Below are 5,447 nucleotides of genomic sequence, written 5' to 3' on the forward strand. Positions count from 1 at the left end.
GTTCCAATTTCCATTCTTCATCCTCCCATCGATAACCAATTGCAAGTTGCCCAGTAGGCACATTATCCACTTCCCAGTAGGTGCTGTTCATCCCGAGAGGTGTAAGAATTTCTTTCTTTATGTACTCCTGAAATGGTTTCCCAGATACCTGAGATACAATATATCCCAACATTGCATAGCCAGTGTTGCTATATTCGTACTCAAAAGAGGGGACATTGGAAAACGAAATTCCTTCAGAAATCATGTCCAATAGCATCTGGTTGGGTTCGTCTAACTGCCGATCGCCCCAAGGGTTGTCCTCAGGAAATCCAGCAGTCATTGTTAGAAGATTTTCAATATCTATGATTGGTGCATCTTTTGTTAAATAAGTGATATTGGCCATTTCAGGAATGTAATCAGAAACAGGATCTGTTAGATTAATCTTTCCCTCGTCTCTAAGCTTCAGGATGGCCATGGCTGTGAAACTTTTTGTCATTGAGGCGATTCTGAAATCAGTGCTTGTCTCAGCTGGGATTTGTTTTTCTAAATCCATGAAACCAACTGCATCCGATAAAACCAACTCTTCTTCCATCACTATTCCATATGCTATCCCGGGAATGTGTTTTTCTTTCGCATAGTCTTCCATAATAGATTTTAACTCATCAGCTATACTTTTTATTTTATCAACGTTTTGTTCTGTTGTAAATTCTGGCTTTTGATAATCTGTCGAAAAAGTATGGTTAATTGTATTATCAGAGCTATTTGTATTGTCTTTTGGAGTTGAGCAAGCTGAAATAAAAAGGCAGATAGAAATGAAACTGGCAAAGGAATAGTTCATGGCTTTATTTGTTTGGGACTAAAAGGTAATGAAGCCTTGGCATAAGCCAAAAAGTAATAGTAAATCAAATTTTGGAGTGAGTTGAGTCCTTAGTAGAGTAGCTTGCCAAAACCTTTTTCACCAAAGATCCTATGGTCAAGCCTTGCCCTATAATTGAAAACACAACGATCACATAAGTCACGGTCAGAAAGAGCTCACGTTCCATTTGAGGCTCAAGCGACAATGCAAGGGCTATTGATATTCCTCCCCGGATTCCTCCCCAAGTCATGATTAGATTCGTTTTTGGGATAAAATCAAGACGTTTATCAAAGATTGCGATTGGGCCGGCTAATGCTAAATATCTTGCAAAAAGAGCTACTGGAATAGCGATCAGGCCCAGAAGAAGGTATTCTTTGGTAAGTGTTATCACAAATATTTCCAACCCGATTAACACGAAAAGAACGGCATTCAATAACACATCTATCAGTTCCCAAAATTTATCTACATAATTATGGGTAGTTTCAGACCATGCTATTTTTGGTGATTTGTTTCCAATAAAAATTCCAGCAACTACCACTGCTAATGGACCGGAAACATGAAGGATATGTGCCAAGGCAGAAAGCCCCATCACCAAGGCTAATGTAATAATCACCTCGGTTTCGTAGTGATCTATTACTTTCATTACTTGGAAAGCCAACCAACCAGAAATTAATCCAAGAGCAATCCCTCCAACTACCTCTTCTAAAAAAAGAATTCCTACTTCGCTGGCATCCACAGCTCCGATTCCTTGTTTTGCGATTTGGAAGATTACCAAAAAAACGACTACACCTACTCCGTCATTGAAAAGTGATTCGCCTACAATTTTAATTTCCAGCTTTTTAGGAGCATTTGCTTCTTTTAGAATACCCAAAACAGCAATAGGATCTGTAGGGGAAATTAATGCACCGAAAAGAAGACAGTAAATGTAATTGACCTCATGATCAAATAGAATAAATACATAAAACATCATCGTGCCTACCAAAAAAGTAGAAAGAACTACTCCCATGGTAGCAAAAAGCGCAATCGGAGCCTTTTGGCTTTTGAGCGCGTCAAGCTTGGTGTGGAGGGCACCGGCAAAAAGTAAAAAACTCAGCATAACATCCAAAAGCGCTGTTTCAAAATCAATAGACTGGATTAATAGTTTTGCTTCATCCAAAATGAAGTGGTTAAAACTGCCCAGCAAAGTGATAATTGCAACAAAACCAATAGCAATGATCATCAGACCGATCGTGAAGGGTAATTTCAGAAACTTTGTATTGATAAAAGCAAAGCCTGCTGATAGGACAATTAAAATGGTGATAATGCTAAAAATGCTCATTGGATTCTGATAGAAAATTGGTGGAATAGCAAATTACAACCATTTCATGAATGCCAAAGAAAATGCAGGTACCAATCCTAAAAATGATACCTGCATCAAAGATTTAAATAAACCCAAATATCAATGGGAATAGGAAAACAACGATCAAAGCCCAGATAAAGTAAACTGGAACAAATGAAACAATGGTTTTACCTACATCGGTGATTTTACCTCGTTTGGAGATACTGAGATACAATCGGTTAGTTACCCAAAGCAGGTGAATTAAAATTAGAATATTGGCTCCTAATACTGTCATTCTATTTGGAGTGATACCCCATTCTGATATCCTGAAAATAATTGCTGATAGTGCAATGCCATTAACAATGATGGTGACAACTGATAATAAAAGAAGTACCCAAATATTGAAGTTTATCTTCTCTTTTACAGTTGTTTCAGCCACCGAGAAGAAGATCAAAGACATTACCCCGATAAGCATAATGTTAAATGTTAATAAGAACTCTCGATCATTGTAAGGATCTTTCCCGGTATAAAGGATCGCAATCAGGTACACAGTGAGCATGATTAAAACCACCGGACTAAATAATTTGGCGATGATTGGAGATACCTTATTGACTAATTGAGGATTAGTATTTGTTAGAAATGTGGCCAAAATCGGTATCGCCGGTAGTCCGAAAACGAGAATATATTTTTCAAAGAAAGTTTCAAGCTCTATTCCGATCAAAGAAAATAACCCAAAAGTAATTCCGGTAAGAATTCCACCCGCAATTCCTAAAACAGCGATCATGACGGCAGCATCTCCGTTAAAGCGGAGGAACTCCAATGGAATGGAGATTTTGAATTTTTTCTTTTCTTCAAAAGCAGTACCCAGTAAAACCCATAAAACCAAAGGAAGATGAATGCAAGCCAAAATCAATGTATCGCTTTCCGAGGCATCTGGCAGGGAATTTATGTAGACGAAAGAAATACCCATGATGCCAAAAAGAGTGCTAGTGATGGATAATGAGAGTTTGTTTTTCCAGACAAAAAAGGCTGTCAATATCGGGAAAACGATAAATCCAATATTTCTCGGATAGAAAAAGTCTTCTGAGATGGAGAAGAATGCGGGAGATTTTGCGATGAGTCCAGCAATGAGACAGCCAATAAAAACGTAAACGAGTTCGTTTTTTTCGCCCCAGGAGATAGAGCTGGATTCATAATTTAGCCTCTCTTGCCAAAATTCTCCAACTTGACTCCCTTTTAAATCAGGATATATTATCCCAAAGGACTCTTTGAACTTAGGTTTGTTCTTTCGATACAGTTGCTCCAGATATGCTGGATCATCTATATGGTTTAGGATGTCGTTTTTCATTTTACTAAGAGTTTAAATTTGGGATCAATTTTTAATATTACATTGAAGTTTTTACACAATTGATTTTTTGTCGATTGCCTGTTCGTATCGTTCTAAACACTGATCTAGAGGACTTCCTACAGTGTGGATGCATTCACAGAATTCAAATCCTTCTGCTTCATTTTTTGTGTCAATAAACTGGTTTTTACAGGAATCTAAAGTATTCTGAGGCATTACGTCATGGCCAAATAGTGAAAACCAAACAATGAATGCCATGGTAGAAATTACCCCGAGAAAAAAGAAGATTGGGAATTTTAAGGTGTACTTGGTTGGTTTAGGTACACTGACATCCTTTGAATAGTGGTTGAACGGCAAGATGTATCTCAATTTATCATAATGCCATGCGAGCAAGTAGAGATTTGCCAAAACCATTAATGGAGAAGTAACAAAGGAGCCTACAAAGCGAACCGCAAATGACAATACCCAAATGTTTACAATGATCGGTAGATAAAGCAAGGCCCCTAATAAAACAGTTCTTGGTATGAGAAGAAGGATGGCGGCAATTACCTGTGCGTATCCGATAAAGGTGTAATAATACCCTGTGTGATGAAGTGCTTCGAGGTAAGCTCCCATAGGATGAATCTCTGATAATCCGCTGGCGAATCTTTCGCCGAGAATCTTGACCATTCCAGCAATTAAAAAAGCATAGGCTAGGAGGATTCTACAAACAAGTTGAAAAATCCAATGCCATCTATTTTTCTTGATTTGGAAATAATAGGAATCAAAGGACGGAAGGAGTTTTGTTGTAGTCATTGTAATTTAAATTTCGATTTTCAATGGGAGCGGATAGATTGAATGTATTGAGCTAAAATCAATTCCAATGACCAGTGAGGCTAAAGGCGAAAACTGCACTCAGCCAAATAGATATGAAATAAACCAAAGTGCTAAAGATTATTGCAATCAACTTAGGCTTGCCTTTTGGGAACCAAACAAACCCCATGAGATAGAAGAATAGTCCTCCAAAAATCCCGCCCAGCGGAATGAAAGTAAGTGGGATAAACATCCAATTTTCAAAGAATTCACTTTTTACAAGAATGAGAAACATAAGCCATGAGAATGGAATACTCGCGCCTATGATTGCGGAAATGAATGCGGATTTGGGATGGATGTCATTCAGAAATTTGTTATTGGTGTCCATATTTCTATTTTTTGAAAGTACTTTGTTTTACAAAGTAGATTGATAAATTTTTTTAGATTTTATTTTCTTTGATCAAATTTTCCAGAAACTCTAAATGGTCTTGAAAGGCCTTTTTACCCTTCTTTGTTGCAGCGTAATTGGTTAATGGTTTTCTACCTATAAAGGATTTGTTTACTTCTATATATTCCTGTTTCTCAAGATTTTTTAAGTGAGAGGCCAGGTTTCCATCTGTCACATCCAACAGTTCTTTGAAGGAATTAAAATCATATTCCTCATTCACCATCAAAATGGACATGACCCTTAGCCGGACCACATTTTCAAAAGCTTTATCGTAATTCCCCTTCACTTTATCGGTCGTATTTATAATACATCATACTGCCGTAGATGACATGGGTAATTCCAAAACCAGCAGCCCAAAACCATAAACCAAAAGCAGGAAAAAACGCTGCTAAAGCTCCTATCACTATTTGAGTATATCCTAGTTTTTTTATTTCTCCTAAAGTAAAATGCGAAGCACTGATTAAACCTAATCCGTAGAAGCACAACATGGCAGCTGGGATCAATTCAAAAGTACTTTCATGTACCAATGCAAAAGAAAACAAACCACCCAGTAAAACAGGGATAAAAAGAGCCTTCCAAAATCGCTTGCTGGCATTAGTCCAGAACTTTTGAGAAGCCTTTTCACTTTTTCTTTTGCTCATACTCCAAGCTGTAAAGAGCGCCAAAATCAAAATAACTCCAGACAAAATGAGGATTCTCCAAATTAGCT

7 protein-coding genes are annotated in these 5,447 nt (G+C 37.5%); all 7 read right to left on the minus strand.

Annotated elements, in window-relative coordinates:
• Positions 1-817, minus strand: an 817-nt coding sequence (locus tag Q0L68_RS15565; RefSeq protein WP_296705002.1) for a serine hydrolase, incomplete at its 3' end; no start/stop codon positions are given.
• Between the two features lie 64 nt (positions 818-881).
• Positions 882-2,153 carry a sodium:proton antiporter gene (locus Q0L68_RS15570; protein ID WP_296705003.1) on the minus strand — a complete coding sequence of 424 codons (1,272 nt, stop codon included), beginning with the start codon at positions 2,151-2,153 and terminating at the stop codon, positions 882-884.
• 103 nt (positions 2,154-2,256) lie between these two features.
• Positions 2,257-3,501, minus strand: a complete 1,245-nt coding sequence (locus Q0L68_RS15575; protein ID WP_296705004.1) for a hypothetical protein — start codon at positions 3,499-3,501, stop codon at positions 2,257-2,259.
• 51 nt (positions 3,502-3,552) lie between these two features.
• Positions 3,553-4,293, minus strand: coding sequence for a DoxX family protein (locus Q0L68_RS15580; protein ID WP_296705006.1), 741 nt, complete (start codon positions 4,291-4,293; stop codon positions 3,553-3,555).
• Positions 4,294-4,351: 58 nt separating this feature from the next.
• Entirely contained in the window at positions 4,352-4,678 is a 327-nt protein-coding gene (locus Q0L68_RS15585) for a hypothetical protein (protein WP_296705008.1), read from the minus strand.
• A 52-nt stretch (positions 4,679-4,730) separates the two neighbouring features.
• A complete protein-coding gene (locus tag Q0L68_RS15590; RefSeq protein ID WP_296705012.1) occupies positions 4,731-5,024 on the minus strand; it encodes a transcriptional regulator in 294 nt (97 codons plus the stop codon).
• A gap of 1 nt (position 5,025) precedes the next feature.
• Positions 5,026-5,447 (minus strand): hypothetical protein (locus Q0L68_RS15595; protein WP_296705014.1); only part of this gene is annotated, 422 nt, incomplete at its 5' end.

Source organism: Algoriphagus sp., assembly GCF_024642405.1.
Lineage (GTDB): Bacteria > Bacteroidota > Bacteroidia > Cytophagales > Cyclobacteriaceae > Algoriphagus.

What these genes read in the sequence shown, in the direction of transcription:
- Q0L68_RS15570 (WP_296705003.1), bottom strand. Translation starts at nt 2,153, where the DNA reads ATGAGCATTTTTAGCATTATCACCATTTTAATTGTCCTATCAGCAGGC.
- Q0L68_RS15575 (WP_296705004.1), bottom strand. Translation starts at nt 3,501, where the DNA reads ATGAAAAACGACATCCTAAACCATATAGATGATCCAGCATATCTGGAG.
- Q0L68_RS15585 (WP_296705008.1), bottom strand. Translation starts at nt 4,678, where the DNA reads ATGGACACCAATAACAAATTTCTGAATGACATCCATCCCAAATCCGCA.
- Q0L68_RS15580 (WP_296705006.1), bottom strand. Translation starts at nt 4,293, where the DNA reads ATGACTACAACAAAACTCCTTCCGTCCTTTGATTCCTATTATTTCCAA.